Source organism: Rhodanobacteraceae bacterium (assembly GCA_016713135.1).
Classification (GTDB): domain Bacteria; phylum Pseudomonadota; class Gammaproteobacteria; order Xanthomonadales; family SZUA-5; genus JADKFD01.
In genome coordinates, this window is record JADJPR010000022.1 from 399916 (window position 1) to 424595 (window position 24680).

The following is a 24680-nucleotide window of genomic DNA, read 5'->3' on the forward strand; positions in this document are numbered from 1 at the left end:
GACCCACGCCGACGGCAAGCGGCGTGCGAGGTTCGCGCGCGTCCCGGCTCGCAGCGCGGCTTGCGCGATTCAATCGCGGTCTATCCCGCCGAGGGCTGATCCGCGCGGGCGCTCGAACTCATCGAGAGCCCGCCGCGCCGCCTCGCGGCCGATCGCGATCATCTCGCGCGCACGCCAGAACTCGTAGAAGTAGCAGGCGTCGTGCGGGATGCGAATCAGCACGTCCGGTGGGTCCAATGCCAGTTGCATCTGGCTCATGCGCGCGTGGATCGTATCCAGCGCGCGAGACATCAAGTCGAGCAGACCGGGCTGCGTGGGAGTGTCCGACTTGCCTTCCATCAGGCGCTCGAACCAGGCGTGGACCCGCGCACTGAGCTTGTCCGGCGCCGCGTCCTGCACGTCCGTCATCGGCTCGGGCGCACGCAAGTGCAGTGTCGACTGCGCATTGGCATCCACCGCGATCACCAGGTCGGCCGCGAACAGCCGCGTCGCTGCGATCGGCACCGGCGCCAGCAGGCCGCCATCGACCAGGTCGCGCCCATCGAGGCGGTGCGGCGTGAACATCATCGGGATCGCGATCGAGGCGCGGATCGCATCGAACAGACGTCCACGCGCCAGCCAGACCTCGCGCTGGTTGGTCAAGTCGGTGGCGACTGCCACGAAGGGCAAAGGCAGGTCCTCGATGCGGTGATCGCCCACCAGGTCCTGCATCGCGGCGATCACGCGCTCGCCCTTGATCAGCCCCGGATGGCCGAAAGCGAAATCGAGCAGGCGCAGGACGTCACCGCGATCCAGCGCGCAGGCCCAGTCGCGGTACTCGCTCAATCGCCCCGCGGCATGGATGCCGCCAACCAGCGCGCCCATCGATGAGCCAGCGATCGCCGACAGCCGGTAACCGCGCGCGGCCAGTTCTTCGATCACGCCAATATGCGCAAGCCCACGTGCGCCGCCCGCGCCGAGTACCAGGGCCACGCTGCGGGCCGCTATCCGTCGCTCATCGTCGTTGCCCACAGAGCGCCTCCTGCCACGCGTGCAGTGCTTCCGATCCGCGCATGCAAAAAGGCCCGCGTGGTTGTCCACGCGGGCCTTCGCCAAAGCTGGCTCCCGGAGCAGGGATCGAACCTGCGACCCAGTGATTAACAGTCACTTGCTCTACCGCTGAGCTATCCGGGAACGGTAGAAGCGGAATAATGCCGACGTCCTGCCGCGTCCGTCAATAGCCCCGCCGAAGCTTTTTTCAAGCAGCCGGCTTGAGGCGGTAACACGGCTTGTACGGGTCGCTGCCCGGCAGTTTCATGCGGTGCTGTTCGACAAAGGCTCTCAGCAGTCCATCCATCGCATCCATGATCGCCGGCTCGCCGGTCAATTCGTAGGGCCCGTGCGCCTCGATGGCGCGGATGCCCTCCTCCTTGACGTTGCCCGCGACGATGCCGCTGAACGCGCGGCGCAAATCAGCCGCCAGTTCGTGAACCGGACGACCGCGGTGCAATTGCAGTTGCGCCATCGCCTCGTGGGTTGGCATGAAGCGGAACTGGAAGGCCTCGGGGATTTTCAGTGTCCAGTTGTAGAAGAAGGCGTCCTTGGTCTCGACCCGATGGTCGGTGACCTGCGCCATGCCCTGCTTGACGTGGCGCGCGACCTCCACCGGATCGCCGACAATGATGCGGTAACGCTCAGAGGCCGCATCGCCCAGCGTGAGCTTGAGGAAGGCATCGATCTGCTCGAAGTAGGCGGCGCTGTCCTTGGGGCCAGTGAACACCACCGGGAAGGGCACCCGCGCGTTGTCCGGGTGCAGCAGGATGCCGAGCAGGTAAAGGATCTCTTCTGCGGTGCCGACGCCACCCGGGAACACGATGATCGCGTGACCAACGCGCACGAAGGATTCGAGTCGCTTTTCGATGTCCGGCATGATCACCAGTTGATTGACGATGGCATTGGGCGGCTCCGCCGCAATGATCCCGGGCTCGGTGATGCCGATGTAGCGGGTGTTGCTGATGCGCTGCTTCGCGTGCGCAATGGTGGCGCCCTTCATCGGCCCCTTCATCGCGCCCGGGCCGCAACCGGTGCAGATATCCATTCCGCGCAGGCCGAGTTCATAGCCCACCTTCTTGGTGTACTCGTACTCCTTGCGGCCGATCGAGTGACCGCCCCAGCAGACGACCATGTTCGGTGCCTGCTGCGCGCGCAGGATGCCGGCGTTGCGCAGGATGTCGAACACCGCGTTGGTGATGCCCTCGGGCTCGTGGAAGTTCGCGCGCGTCTTGATTTCGTTCTCGACATACAGGATGTCGCGCAGCACCGCGAACAACAGCTGGCGGATGCCGCGAATGATCTCGCCGTCGACGAAGGCCTGCGCCGGCGCATTGATCAGGTCCAGTTTGACGCCGCGGTCCTGCTGGACCACGCGCACATCGAAATCCGGATGCCGCGCCAGCACCGCGCGCGCGTCGTCGCTCTCGCTGCCGGTGGTCAGCACCGCCAGCGTGCAGCGGCGGAACAGGTCATACAGGGTGCCGGTGGTGGCGGCGGTCAGGCGCCGCACCTCGGCTTTGGACAACACATCCATGCCCGCTTCGGGATTGATGCGGGCGCTGACAGGTCGGTGATTCATGAAACGTCCTTGCTGGAGCGCGGCCCGGTGGCAGCGCTTCCCTGGTCTTGATCGGGAGTCGGATCGAGCCGCCGCCCGGACGGGCGACGCGTGTGCGATCGCGCTCGCGCGATCGGACCCAATAGTTTACGCAGCTTCGGTCAATTGCGCGATACCGATGCCACCGCGGACGAGCTTGGCGTCGAATCCGCGCTCGGTCAGCAGGAACACCGCCGAGGCGCTACGCCGGCCAGTATCGCAATACACCCAGTATTCGCGGGCCGGGTCGAGGGTCTTAGCGAGCGTGCGCAAGCGCGCCAGCGGCACATTCATCGCCCCCGGCCAATGACCGCGCTCGAACTCGCTGGGCAGTCGGACATCCACCAGGCGCACATTGGCATTGATTTCGGACAGCTGGACCTCGCGCAGCAGCGGCGCCTTGAGCAGGCGCGCGAACGCAGCACTGGACAGGCGCATCAAGGAACAGCGAGTCAACGCCCGTACCGTGGCATTGCGCGGCTCGCCGGAGACCAGCGCCTCCTCACCGAAGGCGCGCCCAACGCCGAGCTGCGCCAGTTCTTCTTCCGAGTTGCCATTCGGGTCTTCCAGCACCACCTGGGCGCGCCCTTCGGTCACCACGTAGTAATAATCGCCGGGCTCGCCCTGCTTGAGGATGATCTGACCCGCCTCGAAGGTCACCGGTTCCATGCTGGCGAAGATCTGCGCGATGTTTCCCGGCGGAATGCGCAGGAAGGCCTTGCTCTGCAACAGGGCGGTCATCCAGTCCTGCGCGTTGTCCCCATCGCCGGCTGCGGCCAGCTCGCGCGCCTCAACGCCACCGGTCTGCGACCAGGTCAGCATCACGTCGAGCAGTTCGCGATCGACAAAGAGCACCTGAGCAGGCTTCAGGCAAAGCGCCGTCTGCGCCCGCCGCTGGCCTGGGGCCAGCGCATAACGCGCTTCGGGATCGCCCGCGCGCAATCGGCCAGCGCCTCGCTCGTCCTGCAACTCGATCTCGCCATCGATCAGGAAGGCCTGGGTGCGCGCCAATTCGCCGCGGCTGAAGATCACCTGGCCTGGCTGATAGTTCACCAGACTGCTCTGCTTCGCCAGCTGCGAGCGATCCGACGGAACCAGCGACTGCAGCGGCACGAAGCGCCCGAACAGGCTGATGTTGACCATGGATGGCGGTGGCCTCCAGTGCGAGGGCCGGGATTCTAGTCCTTTCGAATACGGGTGACGAGTCGATCCGGCGGGCAATGAAACCCTTGTTCGCGTGTGTTTCAGGGCGCCCCAAATCGGGTAGGAGGCGGGGTCACCCACGGCGAAACACCTCACCGACCTTGGCTTTGAGCCGTTCGATGCTGGTCGGCGCGATGCGCAGCTTCGGCGCCTTGTGCGCCGTCAGGCTGTAGCCCGGAAACTTGCGATTCCAAGGTCGATCGACGGCGCTCTTTGCCGCATTGACGTTGAGCCTAAGTCGCTCTTCCAGGAACTGCGTATTGCTCGCCAGCACCCGCGCGCCGGCCGCTTCGCCGCGGACGTGGATGTTGCAGTCGTCCGCATAACGGCAGAACGCATGGCCGCGACGCCGTGCCGCCTCATATCCGTTTCCTGTTCGTCAGGCCAGCGCTTTGCCTTCAGCTTCCTTCAGGTTCGCAGTTTCCCACGACACCCTTGCCGTTCGGCCAACTCTTCCCCCTGCCGGGCGAGTAGAGGACTTTCACCTCAAAGCAGGTGCGCCCTGCCGGGCGCCCCAAAGAAAAACCCCGGCGGAAGACCGCCGGGGTGTGGGAGTGCAGCATCTCTTGTAACGCGGATCCAGTGACGCTCGGGCCAATGTCCTCGCACTGGCCCGGCGATTCCGTGATCTCGTTCAGTGAACCTTTTCTTCCTGGAACTGCTCGTTCTCGGTGGAGCCCTTGAGCGCCGTGATCGAGGACTGCGCGCCGGCGATGACCTGGGTGACCTGGTCGAAGTAGCCGGTGCCGACCTCGCGCTGGTGCTTGGTCGCGGTGTAGCCCAGCGGCTCGGCCGCGAACTCGGCCTGCTGCAGTTCCACGTAGGCGGACATCTGGCGCGCCTTGTAGCCCTTGGCCAGCTGGAACATCGAGAAGTTCAGCGCATGGAAGCCGGCCAGCGTGATGAACTGGAACTTGTAGCCCATCGCGCCCAGCTCGCGCTGGAACTTGGCGATGGTGGCGTCGTCCAGGTACTTCTTCCAGTTGAAGCTCGGCGAACAGTTGTAGGCGAGCAGCTTGCCCGGGTACTTCTTGTGGATCGCCTCGGCGAACTGCTTGGCGAACTCGAGATCCGGCTTGCCGGTCTCGCACCAGATCAGGTCGGCGTACGGCGCGTAGGCCAGGCCGCGGCTGATCGCCTGGTCCGGGCCCATGTTGGTGACGTAGAAGCCTTCGACGGTGCGCTCGCCGGTGCAGAAGGGCTTGTCGTTGTCGTCGACGTCGGACGTCAGCAGATCGGCGCCGAGCGCGTCGGTGCGCGCGACGATGATGCTCGGCACGCCGGCGCAGTCGGCCGCGAGACGCGCCGCGACCAGCTTCTGCACCGCTTCCTGGGTCGGCACCAGCACCTTGCCGCCCATGTGACCGCACTTCTTCGCGCTGGCCAGCTGGTCTTCCCAGTGCACACCCGCGGCGCCGGCCTCGATCATGTGCTTCATCAGCTCGAAGGCGTTCAGCACGCCGCCGAAGCCGGCCTCGGCATCGGCCACGATCGGCTGCATCCAGTCGATGTTCTCGCCGCCTTCGGCGTGATGCAGCTCATCGGCGCGCTTGAGCGCGTTGTTGATGCGGCGCACCACGTTCGGCACCGAATCCACCGGGTACAGCGACTGGTCCGGATACATCGCGCCAGCGGTGTTGGCATCGGCCGCGACCTGCCAGCCGGAGAGGTAGATCGCCTTGAGGCCGGCCTTGACCTGCTGGATCGCCATGTTGCCGGTCAGCGCGCCGAGCGCGTTGACGTAATCCTCGGTGTGCAGATACCGCCACAGCTTCTCGGATCCGAGTTTCGCGAGCGTGTGCTCGACGGGAACGGTACCGCGCAGGCGCACGACATCAGCGGCGCTGTAGGCGCGCTTGACGCCCTTCCACCGCGGGTTGTCGCGCCAGTCTTGCTCCAGTTGCTCTTGGGTCAGAAATGCCATGGTTCAGCCTCGCTCACGTTGCAATAGCAGCCCGTAGGCCGGAAGGGTCAGGAATCGCTCGAATCGCTCGGCCAGGGCGAGCTGCTTGAGGATTTCCGCAGCAGCATCGAGGTCGGCGGCGCTCAACGGGTGATTGCCGGTTTTCAGCTTAAGCAGTTCCTCACCGAGCCACTGCTCGACCTTGGCCGCATCGATGATTCGACCATCGTCCAAGGCGGCGCCGGTGCGCACCCACTGCCACAGCTGGGCGCGCGAGATCTCGGCGGTGGCGGCGTCTTCCATCAGGTTGTGGATCGGCACGCAGCCGTTGCCGGAGAACCACGAGCCGATGTACTGCAAGCCAATGTTCATGTTCAGGCGCACGCCGGCCTCGCTGATCGTCCCTTCCTGCGGGTTGATCAAATCGGCCTGAGTGACCACCACGCCGTCGCGCAGCTTGGTCAGCTGATTCGGGCCCGGCATGTGCTTGTCGAAGATTTCCATCGCGACCGGCACCAGGCCCGGATGCGCCACCCAAGTACCATCGTGGCCGTCGCTGGCCTCGCGTTCCTTGTCCGCCCGCACCTTGGCGAGCGCCGCGTCGTTGGCGGCCGGGTCGTGCTTGATCGGAATCTGCGCCGCCATCCCGCCCATCGCGTACGCGCCATGACGGTGGCAGGTCTTGATCAGCAGTTGCGAGTAGGCGCGCAGGAAGCCCTTGGCCATGGTGACCTGGGCGCGCTCGGGCAGCACCCGGCCGGGGTCAGTCTGGAAGGTGCGGATGTAGCTGAAAATGTAGTCCCAGCGGCCGCAGTTGAGGCCGACGATGTGCTCGCGCAGCTCGTACAGGATCTCGTCCATCTCGAAGGCGCCGAGCAGGGTCTCGATCAGCACCGTGACCTTGACCGAGCCGCGCGGCAGCTGCAGGCGCGTCTCGCAATGGTCGATCACCAGGTTCCACAGGCGCGCTTCGAGATGGCTCTCGAGCTTGGGCAGGTAGAAGTACGGGCCGGATCCGCGTTCGAGCAGTTCGCGTCCGTTGTGGAACAGGAACAGCACGAAGTCGAACAGCGAGCCGGAAATGGGCTCGCCGTCCAGCGTCACGTGGGCCTCGTCGAGGTGCCAGCCGCGCGGGCGCACGATCAGCGTGGCGATCTGCGGATTCAGCCGGTATGCCTTGCCTTCCGGCGTGGTGAAATCGACCTGGCGCCGAATCGCATCGTAGAGGTTGCCCTGCCCGCCGATCTGGTTGGCCCAGCTCGGGGCGTTGGAATCCTCGAAGTCCGCCATGAAGGTCTTCGCGCCGGAGTTCAGCGCGTTGATGATCATCTTGCGCTCGACCGGCCCGGTGATCTCGACCCGGCGGTCCCACAAATCGGCCGGGATCGGCGCCACCTTCCAGTCGCCGGCGCGGATGGCCGCGGTCTCGGGCAGGAAATCGGGCAGTTCGCCGGCATTGATGCGCGCCTGGCGCGCTTCGCGCGCGGCCAGCAGGCGCTTGCGCTCGGGACCGAAGCGCAGGCAAACGTCTTCCAGCAGCGCGAGGGCCTCGGGCGTCAGGATGCGCGCGGCATCGGCGGCGGGAGGGGCGTCGATGCGCAGGCGCGCACGGGTAGCGTCGGTCATGGTCAGCACTCATCAGGCCAGGCGCCGCGCTCCCCCTCCCAAGGTGTGCGCGGCAGATGAACCCGAGCCTAACGAGAGAAACAAGAGTGCGCAAACCGGACGAAAGTCGGGGTGGGCCGGCAGCCGCTTGCACGCCCTCGCAAATCCCAGCATCATGATGCTTCCTATGTCACATCGTGATGTCTGATGCGCACGACACTGACCTTGGACGATGACGTCCTCGCGCTGCTGAAACGCGCCGAGCGGGAGCGCGGATTGAGCTTCAAGCAAGTCGTGAATGACGCACTGCGGCGTGGACTTGCGGTTGCGCCCGTGGCGATGGTGGCCGAGCCGCTGCCGAGCTACCGCCTCGGCACCCGCGCCGGGATTGATTTGAGCAAATCGCTGGCACTCGCGGGGGAACTGGAGGACGAGGCACTGAAGGCCAGGCAGACGCTGGGCCGATGAAGGTCCTGGATGCCAATGTGCTGATCGCCGCCGCCGCCAGCGATCACCCGCATCACGCTGTGGCTGCGAGCTGGCTGGCGCGCGCGCGGCGCGAACACGAGTTGTTGGCGCTGTGCCCGGTGGTCGCCCTCGCATTCCTGCGCATTACGACGAATCCGAAGATCAACGAGAGCCCGTTGACCGCCGCACAGGCACTCGCGTGGCTGCAGGCCTTGCTGCGCTCACCATCGGCACGCTGGATGCACCCGGCCGACGAGCACCTGCTGAACCTGGAACGGCTGCTCGTCGGGCCGGTGGTCGGCAACCTGGTGATGGACGCACACCTCGCCGCGCTGGCGCTAGAGAACGGCGCGTCGGTGGTGACCTTCGACCGCGATTTCCTGCGCTTCCAGGGCCTGCGCGTGGAACTGCTCACGCACGAGGCGAACTGACCGGCAGATCCTTCCTCAGCGGCGGAATCCCGGCGGCATGCCGCCGCCCATGCCACCCATCCCACCCATGCCGCCCTTCAATGCGCGCAGCATGCCCTTGATGCCGCCACCGGAGAGCTTCTTCATCATCTTCTCCATCATCATGTGCTGCTTGAGCAGCTTGTTGATGTCGGAGGGATGGGTTCCGGAACCGCGCGCCACGCGCGCCTTGCGCGAACCGTTGAGCAGATCCGGATAGCGCCGTTCCTTGGGGGTCATCGAATTGATGATCGCCACCATCTTGCGCAGTTCCTTGTCGCCCATCGCACCCATCGCGTTGACGTCGCCCACTTTCGGCATGCCGGGCAGTTTGTCCATCAGCGATGCCATGCCGCCCATGTTCTGCATCTGCAGCAACTGCTCGCGCATGTCGTTCAGATCGAACTTCTTGCCGCTGACCACCTTCGCGGCCAGCTTTTCCATCTTGTCCTGGTCGGCCTTGCGGGTGACGTCCTCGATCAGCGACAGCACATCGCCCATGCCGAGGATGCGGCTGGCCACGCGATCGGGATAGAAAGGCTCCAGTGCGTCGAGCTTCTCGCCGGCGCCGAGGAACTTGATCGGGCGCCCGGTCAGGTAGCGCACCGACAGCGCCGCACCGCCGCGGGCGTCACCGTCGGTCTTGGTCAGGATCACGCCGGTCAGCGGCAGCGCCTCGGCGAAGGCCTTGGCGGTGTTCGCCGCGTCCTGGCCGGTCATGCTGTCGACCACGAACAGGGTCTCGATCGGATTCAGCGCCTTATGCAGCTCGGCGACCTCGGCCATCATCGCCTGGTCGATGGCCAGGCGGCCGGCGGTGTCGACGATCAGCACGTCGATCAACTGGCGCCGCGCGGCCTCGATCGCTGCACGCGCGATGTCCAGCGGCTTCTGCTCCGGCGTGCTCGGGAAGAACTCGGCACCCACCTGCCCCGCGACCGTCTTCAGCTGCTCGATCGCCGCCGGGCGGTAGACGTCGCAGCTCACCACCATGACCCGCTTCTTGCGCCGCTCCTGCAGCAGTTTTGCCAGCTTGCCGCTGGTGGTGGTCTTGCCCGATCCCTGCAGGCCGGCCATCAGCACCACCGCCGGCGCCGGGCAGTTCAGGCTCAGCTCCTCGTTGCGCGCGCCCATGACCGCCACGAGTTCATCGTGAACGATCTTCACCAGGGTCTGGCCTGGGGTCAGGCTCTGCAGCACTTCCTGCCCGATCGCGCGGCCCTTGACTCGCTCAATCAGCGCCTGCACCACCGGCAGCGCCACATCCGCCTCCAGCAGCGCAATGCGCACCTCGCGCAGCGCCTCGCGAATGTTCTCCTCGGACAACCGGCCGCGCCCGCGCAGGCGGTTGACGGTCTCGGTCAGGCGTTTTTGCAGGTTCTCGAACATGGCGGCATCTGGCAGCTGGACAACAGGGGGCGGACTCTACGGGCTTCGGGGCGAGCCATAAAGGCGTCGCAGGTTGTGCTCGCCTCCCCGCGATGCCCGCTCAGACCTCGACCCGCAGCGCCGCTGCGGCCCGCCGCGCCTTCTCGCGCGCCGCGAACAAGGTCTCGCCGCGCGCGAGGGTCACGCCGAGGCGGCGGCGGCCGTGGATCTCGGGCTTGCCGAACAGGCGGATCTCGGTGTCGGGCTCGCCCAGGGCCTGCTCGACACCATGGAAGCGCGGCCCCTTGCCCTCGCCTTCGGCCAGCACCGCGACCGAGGCCGACGGGCCGCGCTGACGGATCACCGGGATCGGCAGGCCGAGGACGGCGCGCACATGCAGCGCGAACTCGGAAAGATCCTGCGATACCAGCGTCACCAGGCCCGTGTCGTGCGGGCGCGGCGAGACCTCGCTGAACAGGACTTGCTCGCCGCGCACGAACAGTTCGACACCGAACAGGCCCCAGCCGCCGAGATTGTCGGTGATCGCCCGCGCGATCTCGTGCGCACGCTTGAGCGCCGTCGGCGACATCGGCTGCGGCTGCCAGGACTCGCGGTAGTCGCCGTCTTCCTGGTAATGGCCGATCGGCTCGCAGAAACTGGTGCCGCCGCGATGACGCACGGTCAGCAGGGTGATCTCGAAATCGAAGGGCACGAAGCCTTCGACAATTACTCGCCCGGCGCCGGCGCGCCCGCCGCTCTGCGCATAGTCCCAGGCGGGGCCGACGTCGGCCGCCTCGCGCACGGTGCTCTGCCCCTTGCCGCTGGAACTCATCAGCGGCTTGACCACGCACGGCAGACCTACCGCGGCGATGGCTGCCTCGTACTCCTCGCGGGTGTCGCAGAAGCGGTACGGCGAGGTCGGCAGACCGAGTTCCTCGGCGGCGAGACGGCGGATGCCCTCGCGGTCCATGGTCAGCCGCGCCGCGCACGCGGTCGGAATGACGCGCAGCCCTTCCGCCTCGAGCGCCTGCAGCGTCGGCGTGTGGATCGCCTCGATTTCCGGCACTACCAAGGTCGGCTGCTCCTTGGCGATCAGCGCACGCAGGGCGTTCGGATCCAGCATCGGCAGCACATGCGAACGGTGCGCCACCTGCATCGCGGGCGCATCGGCGTAGCGGTCAGCGGCGATCACCTCGATGCCAAGCCGCTGGGCCTCGATGGCCACCTCCTTACCGAGCTCGCCGGAACCCAGCAGCAACAGTCGGATGGCGTGTTCTGAATACGGCGTGCCGATCACGGGAGCGCTCCGGAAGAAGATCGCCGGATTCTATCGCCTGGGGGGCAATCAGGGCCCTGCGGCGGGCAGAAGTACCAAAGCGGTACGCAACATCGGTCCGGGAGCTGGCCGGCTTTGGCACAATATGGGTCCCGTCCCACCCCGGTGTCCGATGCGCCCGTCCTGGTTGTTGTTGTTGATCGCCCTGTGGGCGTCCGTGTCCAACCCGGCTCTCGCGGCGAATGCGCTGGCCCAGACCTGGCGCGCGGTGCTGTTCGACGGACGCAAGGTCGGCTGGTCGCTGACCGAGCGTGAGACCCTTGCAGACGGTTCCGTGCGCAGCGCGGAGGTCATGGACCTCCAGATCCAACGCGAAGGCGTCAGCATCGCGATGCGTTCGCTGGAGGAAACGATCGAGAGCATCAACGGCGAGCCGCTGTCCTTCCGCGCCGAAATCCGCACCGCCGGCCAGGAACTGCGCTACAACGGCAAGCCGGTAAAGGGTCGCACATTCCAAGTGAAAATCGAGGGCGCCGGCGACACCCGCACGCAGACGCTCGAACTGCCCGCGCACGCGCTGTTCTTCGAAGGCCAGCGCCAGGCGCTGCTGGCCGGCGTGCGCGGCGAGAAGTCGCTGATCGCGATCGACGCATTTGTCCCCAGCCAGCTGGCGGTGGTGCCGATCGAGACCAGCTTCAAGCGCCGCCGGCGCGTCGAACTGATGCGCGACGAGGCTGAATTGATCGAGGTCGAGCAGTTGGTGCGCTACCCAGACGGCCCGATGGAGGTGTCCGCTTTCGTCGACGACAATTTCGACGCACGCCGCATCCGCATGGACCTGGCCGGCATGCAGGTGGAATTGCTGTCCTGCGACGAGGCCTGCGCACACGCACCAAACCAGCCGATCGATTTCCTCGACCGGCTGGTGATCGATTCACCGCGCGCCTTGACCCGGCAAGAACTGGCGGGTCCGCTGCGCCTGTCGATCCAGATCAAGGGCACCGACATCGCACCCGCCAGAACCGGGCACCAGCGAGTGGCTGGCGGTAACGCCGGGCGCTACGAGCTGACCATCGATCCCGGCAAGCCCGACGAGGATGGCGAAGTTCTGGAACTGTATCGCGAGCCCTCCGCGTGGGTTCAGTCGGACAGCGTGCTGCTGCAGGACCTTGCACGGCGAGCCACCGATGGTGCCGGCGATGACCTCGAACGCATGCGCAAGGCTGAGGCCTTCGTGCGCGAGTACATCTTCGGCAAGACCTTGTCGGTTGGCTACGCCTCGGCGCTGGAAGTGGCGACCACGCGACAGGGCGATTGCACCGAACATGCGCTGTTGCTGGCCGCCATCGCGCGTGCTTCGGGCATTCCTGCGCGCGTAGCCACCGGGCTGGCCTATGTACCGGGCTTCGGCGACCGCAGCCATGTGTTCGTGCCGCATGCCTGGACCGAGGCTCACATCGATGGCCGCTGGCAAGGGTTCGACGCAGCGCTGAACGGCTTTGATTCCGGACATATTGCGCTGGCAGTAGGCGACGGAGACCCGGTGCGCTACTTCGCCGGCGTGGCGCTGCTCGGGCGGCTGCAGATCATCGGCGTTGGCGAGGCCGAATGATGCGCGTCTGGTGGCTATGGCTGGCATCGATCTGCCTGCCCGTCCTTGCGGCCACGCCGCCGGCGCCGCGCCCGATATCGCGCCCCGGCATCGCCGGCATCGTCACCGATCCGGCGCTTGGCGAACTGAGCGGTCTGGCGCCCTCGCGGCGCAAGGCGGAGCGCTACTGGGCAATCAACGATGGCGGCAATGGCAATCATCTCCTGCTGATCGACACCCGCGGCCGGGTGCAGCGCAAGCTGACCCTGGCCGGGGTGAAGAACATCGATTGGGAGGACCTTGCGAGCTTCCGCTGGAAGGGCGAATCCTGGCTGCTGATTGCCGACACCGGCGACAATTCCGGACTGCGCAAGTACGTGTCGCTGTGGTTGCTGCGCGAACCGGACCCGGAAGGCAGCGAGACCACGGCTAGCCCCTCGCGCGAAATACGCTTGCGCTACCCCGATGAGCCGCATGATGTCGAGTCGATGACCGTGGATGGCGCAAACGGCACGGTGTATCTGCTCAGCAAGCGCACGGTACCGCCGACGCTCTACTCGCTGCCGCTCGACGCTGCCGAACATGCCGGCGTGAGGACGGCGACGCTGGTGGCGAAGCTCGACGGGATCCCGCAGCCCACCGAGCGCGAGATTGCGCGCGATGGATCGCTCAGCCGCTTCCGCTCGCAGGCCACCGCCCTGGAGCTGGATTGCAGCGGTCAGGGGCTGCTGGTGCTGACCTACGACGCGGTCTACCGCTTCCGCCGGGACGCTGGCCAGGACTGGAGCGTTGCGCTGCCAGGTCAAGAGCCGGCGCGCTCATCGATCACCTTGCTGCCCCAGGCAGAGGCGATGGCGCTCGACGACCAGTGCCACGAGCTGCTGATCGGCAGCGAGAAAGCACCGGTGCCGCTGCTGCGCTTCCGCTATCGCCCGCTGCCGCAGCCGGCGGTTGGCGACGGCGACTGATGCAACCGATGCGCCGCCCAGACGCCGCCCGGACCCGAGCCTGGCCGCCACTCCTGCTGCAGCGGCTGCGCACTGGCCAGTGGCGCCTGCCGCACACGCGCACCCGAGGCTGCGGTTGGCCTCGCCTGCGGCGCATGCTGGCCGAGTTGTCGCCGGATCTGCAGCATGCCGTGCGCGCGTCGGCGGAGGGGGCGATTTGCACCATTCCCTGCGATCCCTCCCAGCCTTGGCGCGGGGCAGCCACCAGCCGTGGACTGCCGCTGCAGGGCCAAGCGCCGCTGCTCGCCCGCGTTGCACGCGACCGCTTCGGGCGCAACCACTGGCTGCAGCCGGTCGCCGCCAGCGCGCTTACCCGGCTGGCCTGCGCCGCGCGCACCGCGGGCGTCAACCTGGAAGTCGTATCAAGCTTCCGCAGCGAGCGCGACCAGTCACGCATCGTGGCGCGCAAGCTGGCGCAGGGACAGGACATCGCGCAGATCCTCGCGGTCAACGCCCCGCCCGGTTACAGCGAACACCACACTGGCTGCGCGGTGGACTTTGCGGTCCCCGGAGCACCGCTGCTGACCGAAGCCTTCGAAGACACCGCCGCCTTCACTTGGCTCTCGTCAAATGCCGCGCGATTCGGATATCGCATGTCCTATCCACGCGCCAATCCCCAGGGCTTTGTGTACGAGCCTTGGCATTGGTGCTTCAGCCCGATCCCGTGACAAGTCCGACTGCGGCTTGAGTAAGCATCGCCCGGCAAACCCGGGGCTTTATACGTGTGGGCCGCCAAAGCGGCCCCTGATTGGCGTCGAACCTCAGTGTCTCAGTCCCTGGGATACGTATCTGGGCGGCGAGATCAACGGCGCCAAGGCCGGCCGCGGATCGCCGAACAAGCAGGCCTTCCTGATCGCCGTGCAGACCGACAAGACGATGGAGCAGGTGCAGTACGCGGTCGCCGAACCCGTCCCCACTTTCGACAAGGACACGGGCCGAATGGGCTGAACGGCGCTCGCTACCTAGCCGAAGCGACTTGGCGCTTCAACCGGCGCTTCGACCTGAAGGAACTTGTTCCACGGCTGGCCACGGCAATGGTGGTAAGCGGACCGCACTCGGAGCAGACGCTTCGCAAGGCGAGCAACTATGCGCACTGAGGTTCGACGCTATAACTAGTGCGGTATCCCGTAATTACCTTGAATTATTTCCGCGCCTTTTGCGCCGATGCGGCGTTGCTCGTCGTCGCCATAGCCCTGCCATGACCTCCGGTTCCGGCCCGCAACCAGTTGCGGGCGTTCAAGCCGGCGCGCGGCATGCCGCGCAAGCCGCCGGCTTTCACCCTCCTCTCGCCTTGCCTCGCCGCAAAATTCATCGGAAATTTCTTCAACTTAATTACGGAACACCACACTAGGTGAATGCATAGTTAGGCGTCAACACGACGAGTACAAAGCACGCTCCCCCTCATGGGATCAGTGTATTGAATTCTATTGTCCTCAAACAGCCGTTCCAACTCTTGATATCCATGCGCAAGCGCAAATGCGCCTTCATCATTTGTAACAGGAAGGACCCAATAGATGTGCACATGATGCTCCCGCGGGCGAACAATTTCCAGTTTATCCCCGAATTGCCATAAGCGACAAATGAGAACTGAACATAACGTTGACCCGGGAACCCAGGAACTGCCAATATTCAATACATGGCCTTCGCCCAAAGTGGCACCAGTCAAATGGTACCACGCAAGCATACTCAGCAATTTGACGTTCTCAGCATTATTCTCATTCGCGCAAATCAAGAATTCACATCTCTTATCTTCGGGAACACCCTTTCCTCCAATACCCGACGTAACGTACACCCATGACGCATTTACCCTGTTTGGGGCGATCTCGACTACCTGGAACTCCGGGAGTACGCTAGTTACTTGACTCTCGCTCCATGAATCGTTCCGAAGCCGAGCCCCAGAGAAGTAGCGACACAGGTGTTTGTGCAGTGCACTTTGATAGTTCGAAGTTTTCATCTTGACGCCTAACGCCGCAATAGGCCGTTGCGGCACGATTGAGGTAGTTCTGAGAGTAAACCGAGTGATAGACGTCCAATGCAAGTTCGTCATTCTTCGGTGTCCGATCTTGTTCGGCGTGAGTCAGCGCAGGTGAAGGTGTCAGCGTTGACACTCATCACCCTAAAGTCGGGGCCGGATTCGCTCCCTGGCGCGTCGGGTGGTTCGCCCAAGAATCAAAATGTCCTGGGAAGTTCAATTATCTTTATCCCATGAAAATTCAGGGAATATGTGAAGCCAGCGCGCATATCTAGTTCCAAAGCAAATGAACTGATCAAGAAATTCGTGGTGTGGGTGGTTCTATCTGCGCCACCAAAGACGGTGTAATTGCTTATTTCTACCTCGAAGCTGTGCTTCCCAGGAAGGAACTCCAGCACCTTCCCGTCATGAAGAAAATTGACTGGACTTCCATCAATCCGCGTGTATCTCAAGTTCGGCCTTTCTTGAACATAGAGAAGTACCACTTGCGCGGGATCCAGCTTCTCGCCCTAGTACATTTTTGTGGTACCACACGAGGACAGAAAAGTGACAAGCACCAGAGCTTTGAATGAACAGTGTTGCACATCGGCCTCAATTTATCGGGTAGGAGGCGGGATTACTCCCGCCGTCCTCCCACACCACCGTACATGCGGGTCCGCATACGGCGGTTCATGGTTGACACCGGAGCCGGCGCGTTGTGGCGCGCAGCGACACCAGACCCTGACGATCAAACCAGCCGGTGGGCAGCGCGGCGTTCATGTGCTTGGACCCGCTATGCCACCACGGGCCTCGGCTGTTGTACGCCGATCGGTACGCATCTGCCTCCCTCACTCCCGAATGCATCAGTTCCCGCGCGCGCGTCGGCGCCTGCTTCCACTGCCGCCATTGCACACACCGCAGTTTGCGCCGAATCCAGCCATCCAAGTCCTGCAAGTCCCGCGTGGTCTCGCTCAGCTTGAAGTACGCCGCCCACCCGCGCAACTTGGGATTCAGCACTGCCAGCGTGCGCTCCAGCGAGCACCCCCGACCCCGCTTCACGACCTCCCGGACGGTGTCCTTCAGTCGCTCCACGCTCGCCGGCGCGATGCACAGCTTCGGCTGCCGCTGCGCCGTCACACTGTAACCCAGGAACTTCCGCTCCCACGGACCCGCCACCGCGCTCTTCGCCACATTCACCTTCAGGCGAAGCCGCTCCTCCAGAAACCGGGTAACGCTCGCCAGCACGCGCTGCCCTGCCACCTCGGTGCGGACATAGATGTTGCAATCGTCCGCGTAGCGACAGAACGCATGCCCCCTGCGTTCCAACTCCCGGTCCAGATCCGTCAGCAGGATGTTCGAAAGCAGCGGACTCAGCGGCCCGCCCTGCGGCGTGCCCTCCGTCCGGGGTGAGACCACCCCATCCGCCATCATCCCCGCCTCCAGGTAGCGACGAATCAACCGCAGGACCCGCTTGTCCGTCACCTTCCGCGCGACGCGCTCCATCAGCAGATCGTGGTTCACCCGGTCAAAGAACTTCTCCAGGTCCAGATCCACCACCACCCGACGTCCCTCGTCCACATACCGCTTGGCCGCGAGCACCGCCTGGTGCGCGTTCCGCTCCGGACGAAACCCGTAGCTCGACGCAGAGAACGTCGCCTCGAACACCGGCGACAGCACTTGATGCAACGCTTGCTGGATCAACCGATCCGTCAGCGTCGGGATGCCGAGTGTCCGTACGCCACCTTGCGGTTTGGCGATGTCCACTCGACGCACGGCCGCCGGGATGTAGCGCCCGGTCAGCAGCTTGGCCTTGATCGTCGGCCAGTGTTGCTGCAGGTGAGCCTTGAAGTCCGACACCTCGACCCGATCGACGCCGCCAGACCCCTTGTTCTTCATCACCCGCTTGTACGCTCGCCAAAGGTTGCCGTGTTCGCACACGGCCTCCATCAGCCCTTCCAACTCCGCTTTCGCCACCCCGTCAGTCGCCGATAACACCTCGACACGCGATACCCCCTCCCTCCGGATTCCGTCCAGCGCTTGGTCGTTCACGCTCCGCCTCACCAGCGGACTTCTGTCGTTCCGATGCCATCGAGTTGCCAACCGTCTACTCGCGTTCTTCCATGTTCGGCCCTTCAGCCCATCCCGGCACCTACTACGGCCTCAGCTGACTTCCCCACCGGCCTCCCGCGACCTCTCGATAGCGGTAGCTCTCACGAGCACCGGTGTGGATCTCCCCGGGTATTGCGCGCCCACATTCCCGCTTATGCCTGTCGGATCTACGCCACGGCGTTCCGTGCAAGTACTGGGCTTCAGCGAAACGTGCCGCCTTACCCCGCCGTGTCGCCTCATATCCGCTTCCTGTTCGTCAGGCCAGCAATTTGCCTCCGGCTTCCTCCAGATTCGCAGTCACCCACGACACCCTTGCCATTGGCTAACTCTTCCCCTTGCCGGGTGAGTAGAGAACTTGCACCTCCAAGTTGACGCACCCTGCCGGGCGCACACGTCCAACGCCGCAATAAGCCGTTGCGGCACAAAAATGTCCGGTTTGCGCCAAGAGCCAGTTCCGCAATCGGCTTGATATAGTCAGGCCTCGCATTTTTCGGGCGATCATTCTGCACAGTGGCAAACTGCTTCTATGTTGTGCCCGTCCGGGCCAATAACGAAGGCAGCATAGTAGTTCTGGTGATAGTTTGGGCGCAATCCGGGTTGACCATTGTCTCTTCCACCTGCATCCAAAGCCGCGTGATAGAATGCATCGACCTCTTCCCGAGTTCCCGCTTGAAACGCGATGTGCAAGTGCGCGGGTTTTTCCTGAGTATGGAAGAGTACCAAGGAAACAGTTCCTTGAGGATGACAGAACTCAACACCGTAGGTTGGCACGCCTTCAGCCACGATCACGACGCCGAGCGGTTCAAGGGCTTTCCTGAAGAAGTCCCTGCTTCTCTCGAAATCGCTACAACCAAACTTGACGTGATCGAACATCACGATCTCCATGGCTCAGTGAACGAAAATCTTCTCTGAGACTCTATTGAGGTTTCGGCCTGCGGCCCTAAGAGGCCTAACGCCGTGTCAAGCCGCGCCGGCCGCACAGCTTGGTTGAACGAAGGGCCTGTTCCGCAATCGGCTTGAATGCATAGTTAGGCTGCTCAACGGTGGCGGCTTGTGGTGTGTTGTGGGCACTGTTGGCATGCCGGCGGTCTTGATAAAACAGACTGTTAGCTTACTTTTTGCTGAGGATCGGTTGCCAGTTCCCGCCACTGACAGCCGGTCCGAACCACGCTATGCTGTGGGGGACGGCGTGAGGGACAGCGGAGGGCATCATGGGGAAGGTGGTGGAGAAGCTGACGGACCTGCAAGTGCGGAGGTTGGCGAAGCCTGGAAGGTACGGGGACGGCGGCTTGCTGGTTCTGAACATCGGCCCGAGCGGCACGAAAAGTTGGCTGCTCCGCTACCGTAACCGAGCGACAGGCAAGATTACCGAAGTCGGGCTTGGCAGCATCGGCGACGTGAGCTTGAAGCGAGCGAGGGAGCGAGCGGCCGAGGCGCGCGCCATGCTTGCTGAGGGGCGCGATCCCCTCAGAGAGAAGCGACGGACGAAGGCCGCTGCAGCACTGGAGGCAGCATCGACTGCGAGCTTCGGCGCCTGCGTGCAACGATACGCGGACTCGCTCGGTTCCGCTTGGCGGAGCCCTCGGCATCGCAAGCAATGGGTAGGCTCCCTCACGAAGTACGCGAAGCCTCTGATGTCACTGCCTGTGGCTCTCGTGGATGTTGCGGCCGTGCTGAATGTGGTTGAACCGTTATGGCTTTCGAGTCATGTAACGGCAACCAAAATTAGGCAGAGAATATCAGCGACACTCGATTATGCGACGGCTCGCGGTTATCGCACTGGCGAAAACCCCGCCCGATGGAGGGGACACCTAGATAAGCTATTGCCGAAAACCGCAAAGCTCCACAAGGTTAAGCATCTAGCCGCGTTGCATTATAGCAAACTGCCGGCCCTAATTCAGAAAATTCGCGAGACAGATTCAACGGTTGCGCGATTGCTTGAATTCGTGATCCTCACAGCATGCCGAGTTTCGGAGGCCTCTAACGCCTCATGGCTGGAAATTGATTATGTGTCTTCCGTCTGGACAATTCCGGGTGCGCGGATCAAGGCAGGCAAGGAACACCGTGTTCCATTGTCTACCGATGCCCTTGCCGTTCTCGACAAGATTCCCGGCACCGGCGGCTTGATCTTCTGGCGCTCAGGGCCTACCGGGCCTCGGCCTCTCTACACCTCCGCTCCGCTCAATCTCTTGAATGGCCCCCTCGCCTGTCCGGGCGTCACGGTGCATGGGTTCCGCAGCGCATTCAGGTGTTGGGGCGCAGAGCAGACTGAGTTCCCCCGAGAACTCGCTGAAATGTCCTTGGCGCATGCTGTGAAGGGAGCCGTTGAAGCCGCGTATCAGCGAAGCGACTTGTTGGAACGTAGGCGCGAGTTAATGCAGGCATGGGGGGACTTTCTTCGGAGCGGCCAATGAAAATTCAGAAGCAATGGGAGTTGGTTCACGCGCTCCGCGCGAAACTCGTGTCTGACAATGACAAGCCTGTCTTGGAGAGCTTGGAACATTTATGGCAACACTTGCAGAAGAAGCAAGGCGACGTAATAGACAGGGAAGATAAAGTTGCTGACTCGCCGCTATCTGGGCTCTTCCATTACATAGACAGTGGCTTCTACCCTCCACCTGAGTTGATGCTCTCTCTGCTCGAATGCTGGGACGAATACTTGACGGGGCGCGGGAGCGTCAGCCTAGAAGAGGCATTTTTCGGGAGGCCGATTCAAAAGGCGGGAAACTACGCAAAGCGAAAGAGTCAGCGAATCCGAAACGCCTATGCACGTTTTGAGGTAGAGCGGGAACGAAAGAAGGGCCGCAATCTGACTCAAGCCGCTGAGGCAGTCTCATTGATCCCCGGCATGCCTGATGCCGACACCATCGCCCGAACCCTTCGAGGGTTCCGCAAAAGCGGAAAATAATCAGGCTTTTTGTTCCTCGCCATCGCTCGATTCCGGCCGGAGACTGGCACCACCGGCAGGAAGTGGGCGACAACATGTTCATACGTGGCAAGGAATTGGACAAGCGCGGCCCGTACCGACGCGAGCGGCGGCGGCAAGTCGAAAGGCTTGGACTCTATCCGCCCAGAATCTCGCTTCCGGGCGGCTACCACGTATGGGTGCGTTCCGAAGTCGAAGCATGGGAACGCGCCACAATTGCCGGAGCAAGTAAGGACGAGCTAAAGGCGCTCGTCTGTGATCTTGTGGCCGAACGAAGCTCTGCAAAGTTGCAGGCCGCCGAGTCCGCGACATGAACGCAAAGGACGTGAAGCGCCGAGAGCGAATGAAGGGGCGGAAGTCCGAAGGTAGTTTCCTGCGCCTCGCCCATTCGATGCTGCGTGATCCGGCCTGGCGACAGCTTTCGCGCAACGCGAAGGCTGCGTTCATTGATATCGCCGCTCTCTACAATGGCTCAAACAACGGAAATATTGCCGTCCCTCGCAAAGAATTGCGTGGCATGGGATGGGGAGCGAACGGGGTTTGTTTCGCTGGCGCAGTCGCGGAACTTGTGAAGACTGGGTTTGTTATCGTGACGCGTCCGGGTTCTGTCGGCTCCGGCATGACGCGTTTCGCGATCACTTCGGAGCCGATGGACGCGAGCCCCTACCACAGTTTTCCGGCTGAGCGGAAAGCGTCGCTCGCGTGGCGAACAGAAAAAAGTGCCTGCACTACGGCAGTGCAAGAGCCTGCACTAAGGCAGTGCAATGCGCGGCGAAAAATTGATCGCCCTTGCACTGATTTCGTGCCGAGTGAGGGTAAATCGCCGATGCCGCCAGGGGGGGGGGGGAGGGGGGGTGGTGGGGGGGGGGGGGGGGCGCGGCGGGGCGGCCGCGGGGCCGCGCCGGGGGCCCGGCGGGGGGGCCGGGGGGGGGGGGGGGGGGGGGGGGGGGGGGGGGGGCCGGGGGGGCGGCGGCGCGAGACGCGTTCGACCAGCCCCCGCGGCCGGTGGGCCTGGCGCGGCCACGCGCCAGCCCCCCGCCCCCCCCCCCCCGCGCCCCCCCCCCCCCCGCCGGGGCCCCCGGAACGGCCTCGCGCCCGGGAGCACTACCTCAGTGCACGTTTATAAAGATACCAAGCGAAGCGCGGCGGCTGGTGCTGTTGCCGGTGCTGTTGCTGGTGATTCTGCTGGTGATGCTTCGGAGGGCTTCAAGGATGTCTAACGTTTCGCCCTTGACGTTCGTTAGGTTGTCGGGCGCCTCGGTTGTTTCGAGTGCGGACGTGATCCACGTGACTGCGCTGGCCCCCGATGCTCTGGACTCGTCGGTTTCGTTTGTCGAGGCGCACCGATTTGAAGTGCTGCGCGAGCTTGCAGTCGAGCGCGGAGCGTTCGCCGAAGCGCCGGCTGCCCTGCCCGTTCTGCTGCTCGTGGAACGTCTCCAACTTGCATTGCTGCACCTTCGAGCAGCGCAGCAGGATGAACCGGGGTCGAAGGCGTTGCAGCGATCGGTGACGGACGCGCAACGTGCCCTCCGGGGTGCCCTGGAAGCGCTCGCTGCGGCTGCACGGGATGCCAGCATCGACGCGCGATATCTACCGGCGGATGGACTGGCAGCGCGGGGATGGCTGCTGTCGGCACTCGCGTTGCGCAGGTGCGCTCGGGTGGCCGCGTGACCGCTCGCCTGCTCCACATGCGCCGCTCCGGCAATCACGTCCTGCTCGCGCTCGTCGACGCGGATGGGGTGCTTCGGATGGTGCGCGCTGCCGCACAGGACAGTGGGCCACTGCGGGAGCTTGGCGACGTAGATCGAGCACGAGTGAACGGCGCGCTGGCCTGCATCGCGATGGAACACGGCGCGCTGATCGGGCGAGCAGCTGTGCAAGTTTGCACTCCCGACTGTGGCAGCGATGACTAGTGCTGCGCGCTGGCTCAGATGCGCCCCGGAGGATGTCCGCGGGCAGAAATGCTCGAACGGCTGAATTGAATTAAGGCAAACTGCGAATCAACTGGAATAGGAGCGAACAAATGAACGTGCGATCTAACCCGGCCGCTGTTGAACTTGTAAATTCGATTAGCGCCTTTCTTGAAATATCATTAAGCGATGCCCAAAAGGCATTGCTCATGGACAATGATTCCGATGGCGGTGGAACTGAATTGATCTTCCACACAAGTCGACATGGTGGATTCATTCAAGTCGTTGCCGCTGACAAGTCCGGAGCGCGCGCGGTGCTAACGCGAGTCCCTCTAATGAGGATGGCGACGCGGGAAGAGTTGCACTGAGTGTGGACACATTTAGCGCACTTCGCGTTGACGCGAGCCGCGCCAATGGACATATTCAAGCGTGCGCGCTAGTACACGACAGGGCCACCAGCGGCCCCGCCGGATGGCGCGATGAAAGGCGGACAGACCGCAATATAGCCCCGCTTGTGGGGCAGCAAATTCCCCTCTCAATTGTGGAAAATCTCGCCATGTGCAAAAACAACCTTGACTTCATGGTCCGCGGCATGCGCAATGCTGTCGCCGCCGATCCCGACTCAATCCGAGAGCGCCTGATAGCGACGGCTGACCGCGCAACCGCAATAGCTGCCGCCGCCGAGCGCGAAGGGCGTTCCCTCACCGCAGATGAGCGCGCCAGCGTCGACGAACTGCACAATGAATTCTTGGGGCTTCAGGCTGAACTGGACGCGATAGATCGAGTTCAGGGAATGCAACGCGCTCTTGCCGAGCCGATGCCGCGCGGAGCGCTGCCGCCGGATGTCGTCGCCGCGGCAAATGCGGACTCAGCCTCCGGCCGCGCAACAGTGTCTGGTGATCGTAGCCGCGGCATGGTGCTCCCCGCAAACTGTGCTCGGGCTTCCTCCATCCTTCTGCCTCGCTCAGCCGATGCGTTCGGCCAGAACGTAGAAGCATTTTTCCAATCGGTGGCCCGCGGTGTCGCCGATCCTCGAATGCTCAACCTCACGGGAACGGAATCGAGCGGTGCCGATGGCGGTTTCGCGGTCCCCAATTTCTGGTTTGCGGGCATCTTGGACCAAGCCATGCAAGCCGCTGAATTTGCGCCGCGGTGTTTGTTATTCCCGACGAGCACAAATGGAATCACCATTCCGATGCCCGATACACAAAATCGGTCAACGGATATTGCCGGGCTTTCCGCCAATTGGGCCGGTGAAAACCAACAGCAAACCGCGCAACGCATGAAATGGCGGAATGTGGATGTTCGCTTGCACAAAATTTTCTTGCTCGCGGAAGCAAGCGGAGAATTGGCAGCAGACGGACTCAATTTCGCGGCACAACTGGAAACCAAAATGGCCGAAGCTGCCGCGTATGCCCTGGATGCCGCAATCTTGCGCGGGACAGGCGCCGGTCAGCCGTTGGGAATCTTGAATGATCCATCAGCAATCGCGGTAAATCCCGAAAGCGGCCAGACTGCCGGCACGGTGCTCTACCAGAATCTGATAAATATGTTCGGTCGCATTTCTCCTGCGTCGCAGAAACGGGCCACGTGGTTTATCTCTCCAAGCGTTCTCGGCCAGTTGCTGCAAATGTCCTGGCCGGGCTCAACGATTCCCATTTTGCTAGGGAATGGCAATGCGTCCAATGCTGCCGTGGGTGAATTCGTGGGCACCATCTTGGGCCGTCCGGTGGTGACTACCGAGGTTTGCAACCCGATTGGCGATGCTGGAGATATCGTCATTGCCGATCTTTCGCAATTCGCGCTCGCAATGCGCACAACCGCCCGAATTGAAGTGGATCGGTCACACGGCTTTGACCGGGACGCGATTGCTTGGCGATTGATCTGGCGCGTATCGGGTTGCGGAATGTGGAATTCGGCGATCACGCCTTATGCCGGTGGGCCGACGCTTGGATGGTGCGCCTACTTGAATGCGCGCACCTGATGCGAATACGAATGCGGCCGGCACCTGAAAAACGCCGGCCGCATCAATGCCCGGAGGGGTGGGGTTCCAAAGGTTCCACCAAATGCCGCGACACGGCGCGCCACCTTCGTTTGCAGAAATCCGTCGAAAAACTTTCGATGCCCAAGATTGAGTCCACTTTCAACCGCCCACACGGTGCCACTAGCACCCACTGAGTAGGCGCCGAGCGCTTCGCAATGTTCAGGGACCGGTCCGCACAGTCAGTCGGAACGTCCCGCCGGTGAAAGTCCGGCCGGCAAGGCGGGGGTGCCGACAAACTCCG

At 63.6% G+C, this 24680-nt stretch carries 23 protein-coding genes and 1 tRNA gene; 12 read left to right on the plus strand and 12 right to left on the minus strand.

The features are described 5' to 3' along the window. Positions 1 to 69 precede the first annotated feature (69 nt). The 7 genes from IPK27_19770 to aceB all read right to left on the minus strand — a co-directional run bounded on the left by IPK27_19770 (position 70) and on the right by aceB (position 7361). Entirely contained in the window at positions 70 to 987 is a 918-nt protein-coding gene (locus tag IPK27_19770) for a patatin-like phospholipase family protein (GenBank protein MBK8069770.1), read from the minus strand. Between the two features lie 111 nt (positions 988 to 1098). Then, positions 1099 to 1173: transfer RNA gene (locus IPK27_19775), tRNA-Asn, on the minus strand. 64 nt (positions 1174 to 1237) lie between these two features. Beyond that, the gene (locus tag IPK27_19780; protein MBK8069771.1) at positions 1238 to 2611 is read right to left on the minus strand and encodes an LOG family protein; all 1374 of its coding nucleotides are present in this window, start codon (positions 2609 to 2611) and stop codon (positions 1238 to 1240) included. 126 nt (positions 2612 to 2737) lie between these two features. Then, positions 2738 to 3772: a cyclic nucleotide-binding domain-containing protein gene (locus tag IPK27_19785; protein MBK8069772.1), complete on the minus strand. Its 1035-nt coding sequence runs from the start codon at positions 3770 to 3772 to the stop codon at positions 2738 to 2740. Positions 3773 to 3905: 133 nt separating this feature from the next. Further along, on the minus strand, positions 3906 to 4106 hold the full coding sequence (locus IPK27_19790) for a hypothetical protein (GenBank protein MBK8069773.1): 201 nt from the start codon (positions 4104 to 4106) through the stop codon (positions 3906 to 3908). 360 nt (positions 4107 to 4466) lie between these two features. Then, positions 4467 to 5756, minus strand: a complete 1290-nt coding sequence (gene aceA / locus IPK27_19795) for an isocitrate lyase (protein MBK8069774.1) — start codon at positions 5754 to 5756, stop codon at positions 4467 to 4469. A gap of 3 nt (positions 5757 to 5759) precedes the next feature. Further along, positions 5760 to 7361 carry a malate synthase A gene (gene aceB / locus IPK27_19800; protein MBK8069775.1) on the minus strand — a complete coding sequence of 534 codons (1602 nt, stop codon included), beginning with the start codon at positions 7359 to 7361 and terminating at the stop codon, positions 5760 to 5762. A gap of 186 nt (positions 7362 to 7547) precedes the next feature. On the opposite strand from aceB, the gene IPK27_19805 reads away from it, so the two are divergent. Further along, the gene (locus IPK27_19805; GenBank protein MBK8069776.1) at positions 7548 to 7808 is read left to right on the plus strand and encodes an antitoxin; all 261 of its coding nucleotides are present in this window, start codon (positions 7548 to 7550) and stop codon (positions 7806 to 7808) included. Then, positions 7805 to 8239 (plus strand): PIN domain-containing protein, encoded by a 435-nt coding sequence (locus IPK27_19810; protein MBK8069777.1) that lies wholly within the window; start codon positions 7805 to 7807, stop codon positions 8237 to 8239. Before IPK27_19805 ends, IPK27_19810 begins: the two co-directional genes overlap by 4 nt. Before the next feature lie 15 nt (positions 8240 to 8254). Here IPK27_19810 and ffh read toward each other — a convergent pair whose 3' ends face one another. Together ffh and purT are read right to left on the minus strand one after the other, a co-directional pair. Beyond that, complete coding sequence (gene ffh, locus IPK27_19815; GenBank protein ID MBK8069778.1) at positions 8255 to 9646, minus strand: signal recognition particle protein; 1392 nt, start codon at positions 9644 to 9646, stop codon at positions 8255 to 8257. A gap of 100 nt (positions 9647 to 9746) precedes the next feature. Beyond that, positions 9747 to 10922 carry a formate-dependent phosphoribosylglycinamide formyltransferase gene (gene purT / locus IPK27_19820; protein ID MBK8069779.1) on the minus strand — a complete coding sequence of 392 codons (1176 nt, stop codon included), beginning with the start codon at positions 10920 to 10922 and terminating at the stop codon, positions 9747 to 9749. Between the two features lie 151 nt (positions 10923 to 11073). On the opposite strand from purT, the gene IPK27_19825 reads away from it, so the two are divergent. Genes IPK27_19825 through IPK27_19840 form a run of 4 tightly spaced genes read left to right on the plus strand, consistent with a single transcriptional unit; the run spans position 11074 to position 14447 of the window. Continuing rightward, complete coding sequence (locus IPK27_19825; GenBank protein MBK8069780.1) at positions 11074 to 12513, plus strand: transglutaminase domain-containing protein; 1440 nt, start codon at positions 11074 to 11076, stop codon at positions 12511 to 12513. Next, positions 12513 to 13460 (plus strand): hypothetical protein, encoded by a 948-nt coding sequence (locus IPK27_19830; GenBank protein MBK8069781.1) that lies wholly within the window; start codon positions 12513 to 12515, stop codon positions 13458 to 13460. Before IPK27_19825 ends, IPK27_19830 begins: the two co-directional genes overlap by 1 nt. Next, entirely contained in the window at positions 13460 to 14167 is a 708-nt protein-coding gene (locus IPK27_19835) for a D-alanyl-D-alanine carboxypeptidase family protein (protein MBK8069782.1), read from the plus strand. The genes IPK27_19830 and IPK27_19835 overlap by 1 nt, the downstream gene beginning before the upstream one ends. 16 nt (positions 14168 to 14183) lie before the next feature. Continuing rightward, the gene (locus IPK27_19840) at positions 14184 to 14447 is read left to right on the plus strand and encodes a hypothetical protein (protein MBK8069783.1); all 264 of its coding nucleotides are present in this window, start codon (positions 14184 to 14186) and stop codon (positions 14445 to 14447) included. Positions 14448 to 14862: 415 nt separating this feature from the next. Here IPK27_19840 and IPK27_19845 read toward each other — a convergent pair whose 3' ends face one another. The 3 genes from IPK27_19845 to IPK27_19855 all read right to left on the minus strand — a co-directional run bounded on the left by IPK27_19845 (position 14863) and on the right by IPK27_19855 (position 18432). Next, entirely contained in the window at positions 14863 to 15453 is a 591-nt protein-coding gene (locus IPK27_19845) for a suppressor of fused domain protein (GenBank protein ID MBK8069784.1), read from the minus strand. Positions 15454 to 16140: 687 nt separating this feature from the next. Continuing rightward, positions 16141 to 17397, minus strand: a complete 1257-nt coding sequence (ltrA, locus tag IPK27_19850) for a group II intron reverse transcriptase/maturase (protein ID MBK8069785.1) — start codon at positions 17395 to 17397, stop codon at positions 16141 to 16143. A 660-nt stretch (positions 17398 to 18057) separates the two neighbouring features. Continuing rightward, a complete protein-coding gene (locus IPK27_19855; GenBank protein MBK8069786.1) occupies positions 18058 to 18432 on the minus strand; it encodes a VOC family protein in 375 nt (124 codons plus the stop codon). Between the two features lie 338 nt (positions 18433 to 18770). Here IPK27_19855 and IPK27_19860 point away from each other — a divergent pair, with 338 nt between their 5' ends. From IPK27_19860 to IPK27_19885, 6 genes are all read left to right on the plus strand, one after another. After that, positions 18771 to 19973 (plus strand): integrase arm-type DNA-binding domain-containing protein, encoded by a 1203-nt coding sequence (locus IPK27_19860; GenBank protein MBK8069787.1) that lies wholly within the window; start codon positions 18771 to 18773, stop codon positions 19971 to 19973. Continuing rightward, complete coding sequence (locus IPK27_19865) at positions 19970 to 20467, plus strand: hypothetical protein (protein MBK8069788.1); 498 nt, start codon at positions 19970 to 19972, stop codon at positions 20465 to 20467. Before IPK27_19860 ends, IPK27_19865 begins: the two co-directional genes overlap by 4 nt. A 62-nt stretch (positions 20468 to 20529) precedes the next feature. Then, a complete protein-coding gene (locus IPK27_19870; GenBank protein MBK8069789.1) occupies positions 20530 to 20799 on the plus strand; it encodes a hypothetical protein in 270 nt (89 codons plus the stop codon). Positions 20800 to 21649: 850 nt separating this feature from the next. Continuing rightward, positions 21650 to 22156 (plus strand): hypothetical protein, encoded by a 507-nt coding sequence (locus IPK27_19875; protein ID MBK8069790.1) that lies wholly within the window; start codon positions 21650 to 21652, stop codon positions 22154 to 22156. A 352-nt stretch (positions 22157 to 22508) separates the two neighbouring features. Then, positions 22509 to 22763, plus strand: a complete 255-nt coding sequence (locus IPK27_19880; GenBank protein MBK8069791.1) for a hypothetical protein — start codon at positions 22509 to 22511, stop codon at positions 22761 to 22763. A 188-nt stretch (positions 22764 to 22951) separates the two neighbouring features. Then, positions 22952 to 24379, plus strand: coding sequence for a phage major capsid protein (locus IPK27_19885; GenBank protein ID MBK8069792.1), 1428 nt, complete (start codon positions 22952 to 22954; stop codon positions 24377 to 24379). Positions 24380 to 24680: the final 301 nt, after the last annotated feature.